We start from the raw sequence: 3906 nt of genomic DNA, 5'->3' as shown, positions 1-3906 counted from the left end.
GAATCATTTCGATCATCTCCCACTGAAGGTCAGTCAGGTCACTTGGGTACGCTTTTCGAATCGCCTCGGACACCGTGCACTCCTTTGCGTTGATGAACCGCAAAGTGTGAACAAAACCAGACTTTCAAAAAACCTCAGTTTCCGGATAGCCTCTAAGTCATCCAGCTATGCAGATGCTGCTCAGTATTTCAAACAATCCCTTACAGAGCTTCGCATTCCCGATCAGCCGTGTGAATGCAGCTATTGGGATGAGCAAAGGAAGTCATGGTGGTGTGAACAACTCGAAGCCATCGGCGATGCACTCGGGCTTGGATGGGTGTTTCTCGCACCGGTGTTTATTGATAACGCACAGTCTGCACTGGACGACATTTCTGGAGAATTGGGCAACGACCCGGGAATGGAAGAAGAATGATGTTCTCTGGTCATCGACCGAAGATCTTGAGGTGGATTGGATGTGTTGATGCCTCGCTATTCAACTAGCTCTTGAAGTACGGGAAGAGAGGAGCGATCTTTTAATAGTGTTTGCAAATGGGCGTCAGATCACACTTGCGTTCTATGCTTTCGTTTTTAGCTGTTTTGCTTTTTGAAGTATGCCAATTCTTTGCTGGGGAACGGACAATTTGCCTCTCCGCAAATCTTGACTCGCCACTTGTTGTGCAGATGAATTAATTCATCGTCGAAGTTAGCGCGAGTTTCGTAGGCGATAATAGTCATCTGCTGATGCCCTGTCAGCAGCATTTTGGCCAGCCATTTCTCAGTGGTCGTGTCTACTGGAGGCTCCGCGGCCAGATGCAAAAACGCAGAACCGAGAGACGACAGCTGAGGATCGTTCAATCGCGGGAAAACGTCCTCGAGCCAAGCAAGGAATAGTTGCAATAAAGTGTCGCTATACCCATTTCGTTCTCGATTGAGCGGTGCAGCTTCGCCAATTGCTTCGGAGAGATCTGTGAAAATGATATGGCTGAAATCGGCTCGATGATCCGCTAACCTTTTCTCGCAGCGAGAGAGCAATTGTTCAAACGCCTGGAGTCGGGCTTCGCGATCCAGAGTCATGTCGGCCATTCGCTCAAAGTAAGGAGATACGCTCTCACAATACTCGACGTAGAATGCATCTTCATCAGAGCTGTTGACAACATGTGGCATGAGGAGTCACCGTTGAACTAACCCGGGTGGCAGAACGAATTTTGGGCGGCTAAGCAGTGAATGCTGCTGTCCGTGGGTTAAGTGATCAATTTAGAACTTTGAGGGTGATCAGAATGACATCACCACTCCAGTGCGGGCATGGAACTCGTCCAGTGAGCGTGATCAAGACAGGTGTCTTTCAAATGACGTGGAAAAACCTCCCAGGCTTCCGCCGTGTGTTCACTGCATTGACATGGTTATTTGTATGTGCTTCGTGCCTTCTGCTGTCTTTCTTTGGTGTTGTATTCGCATTCCTACTCCATGAGCATTTTGCCTGGAACTCTTCAATAGTACGAGAAAGCAAATCACGCGGGGATGTCATTGTGGGATTGCTCGAAGAGCATCATCGCCAACAAGGCAGGTTTCCTGGTTCACTTGATGAATTGAACGACGGGAATAACAATCGCTATCAGCAACCAACTTCAGGGCTCAAGCAATGGCGGTATTTGGTCAATAGTGACAGAAGTGCGTTCGAGCTATCTTTTTCAGCTAACGACAACCATTATCCGGTATGTTATTACGACAGTAAAGTGAAACGCTGGTATGAAGATCGTTGACTGTGTGGCCCGTGGGCCTGGGTGCGATGCCCATGTCATTTTGAGCATGGCGTCTGTGCCGGACAAGGAGTCAGGTAAATGAAAATTGCAGCTATGGTGTCTTGGTTCTGCATGTTCTTCATGGGGACAGTCGCAGCGGCAGAACGGCCTAACATTGTCATGATTTTCACCGACGACCAACGGCATGATGCGGTCAGCTATGCTGGCAATGACGCTGTCGCAACGCCTCATCTTGACAGTCTGGCGATGCAGGGGGTGGTGTTTCGCAATTGCTTTGTGAACACTTCCATATGTGCCGTCAGTCGAGCGAATCTGTTGACCGGTCAGTATCCCGGACGCCACGGCATCAGCGACTTCCACAAGACACTGACCGTTGAGCAACTCGAACGGACGGTCCCTGCCCGGCTTCGGAGTGCCGGATATCAAACGGCATTCTTCGGCAAATGGGGCATTGGCGACTCACCGGAACGTACGCACGAAGGTGCGGCCATCTTCGACTACTGGGCAGGTCAACCCATGCAGACTTGTTTCTTTCATGGTGCCGAGTGTCGATATCTTAATTTCAATGGTTTTGATCGACCGCTGGACGACCTCTGCGACTGTCCGGCCGATGCGAAGGGGCGTGCTGGCTACCGGAATCGCATTGGACAGGCAAATCTTGAGAACCCAAGCCATGTCGATTCTGAAGTCACTCCGATGCACGTCGAACGATTTCTGGATGGACGCGATTCTGACAAGCCGTTCTGCCTGATGGTCTTCTTCAAGGGACCGCATTCCCCCCACACCGACTGGGACCCGGTGACTGAGCATGTGACAGATGGGAAAGAGATTGCCAGACCGGCATCCGCCACACTGGAGAACGCGGAGCGCGAACCGGAGATTATCAAGCAGTCGCTCGGTCGCCCCTCCGGAATGAAACTGGTGCAGGATCAGGACGTGTTCGATCGGCATATACGCGACTACTACAGGCAAATCGTCAGCCTGGACATCGGTGTCGGACGAATCGTTGATTTGTTGGAGGAGCGAGGACTCAATGGCAATACCGTTGTCCTGTTCACTTCCGACAACGGGCACTACAAGGGTGAACATGGACTTTCCGGAAAGTGGCTGATGCATGAACCATCGCTACGCGTCCCGGGATTCTTTTTCGATCCCCGACAGCCACGCGGCGAATCTACCGACCGCATGGTCATTACGACTGACTTCTCCGTGACCATGCTGTCGCTGGCAGGACTGGAGATTCCGGAAGACATGTCGGGCCGCGACCTGGCCACTCTGAATGCCAATCCAGAATCGCAGTGGCGGCACGATTTTCTGTACGACCACCCTTATGCCCATCGCGGCGCGATTCCCAGAACCGTCGGCGTCCGGACCAAGACTCACACTTACACACGGTATATTGACCCTGATCCACCTTTTGAACAACTGTTCGATCTGCGTGTCGATCCCGATCAGCTTCAAAATCTGGCCGAACTCGACGAACACAGGGCAACACTCGAGAAGCTAAGAAATCGCTGCGACAATCTTCTCATCGAGAATAAGTGAATCCCACCCGATACATAGAACCGCGGACCATTCATATCGGGCGAAATGCAATGTGCACGCGAGCACTCAATCCAACTTTCAAAGCGACTTTACCCCTCTTCCGAGAGTCAATTAGAACACTATAAAGTCACATTCCTTTCGCATGAGCTGAAATGGGCTGGGCTGCATGGTGAACGAGAATTGAGGGGAACCCTGAGTTCGATTCTTTGGATTGAGCGGAGTGAATCGGGAGTGATTCCTTTCTCAGGCTGTTCGGATCGTTTAAGAATCTGTGGTGCATTTTAGGCGGAGCACCTTTTGTCCCGTTGGTTCATGAAGCTTTTCTTCCATTTTGACGAACCCATACCGGGTATAAAAACGCCGGCCGATGGAGTTCTTCGAAAAGACCTCCACTTCGAGAGTCCCGTTTTGAGATTGGGGTTTGTCGACGAGTGCTCGGCCTATTCCTGTTCCATGGTGAGAAGGCTGCACGAAGAGTCCGCCGATTTCATTACCGTAAGCGCATGGTGAACTACGGGGTGTTGGCTTTGGTTTCGCGTTCTTGTTTTCTTCTTTCGGCGATGTTCCAGCGGTGTTGGGGGTGCGTTGCCAGCCAGTGGTTGGGGAGTAACGATTCGACATT

5 protein-coding genes are annotated in these 3906 nt (G+C 51.2%); 3 read left to right on the top strand and 2 right to left on the bottom strand.

Annotated features, from left to right (window positions below; genetic code table 11):
- Positions 1-412 (top strand): hypothetical protein (locus KOR42_RS25885; RefSeq protein ID WP_231741144.1); only part of this gene is annotated, 412 nt, incomplete at its 5' end.
- Positions 413-567: 155 nt separating this feature from the next.
- On the opposite strand, the gene KOR42_RS25880 is transcribed toward KOR42_RS25885, so the two are convergent.
- Complete coding sequence (locus KOR42_RS25880) at positions 568-1143, bottom strand: hypothetical protein (RefSeq protein WP_146512692.1); 576 nt, start codon at positions 1141-1143, stop codon at positions 568-570.
- A 152-nt stretch (positions 1144-1295) separates the two neighbouring features.
- Between KOR42_RS25880 and KOR42_RS25875 the strand changes: the two genes are divergently transcribed.
- The gene (locus KOR42_RS25875) at positions 1296-1739 is read left to right on the top strand and encodes a hypothetical protein (protein ID WP_231741143.1); all 444 of its coding nucleotides are present in this window, start codon (positions 1296-1298) and stop codon (positions 1737-1739) included.
- A gap of 78 nt (positions 1740-1817) precedes the next feature.
- On the top strand, positions 1818-3284 hold the full coding sequence (locus KOR42_RS25870; RefSeq protein ID WP_146512690.1) for a sulfatase-like hydrolase/transferase: 1467 nt from the start codon (positions 1818-1820) through the stop codon (positions 3282-3284).
- 261 nt (positions 3285-3545) lie between these two features.
- Here KOR42_RS25870 and KOR42_RS25865 read toward each other — a convergent pair.
- A partial coding sequence (locus KOR42_RS25865) for a GNAT family N-acetyltransferase (protein ID WP_146512689.1) occupies positions 3546-3906 on the bottom strand: 361 nt, incomplete at its 5' end.

Source organism: Thalassoglobus neptunius (genome assembly GCF_007859735.1).
GTDB classification, from domain to species: domain Bacteria; phylum Planctomycetota; class Planctomycetia; order Planctomycetales; family Planctomycetaceae; genus Thalassoglobus; species Thalassoglobus neptunius.
Note: the sequence above shows the minus strand (reverse complement) of the source record. Positions and strands in the feature narration are given on the sequence as shown.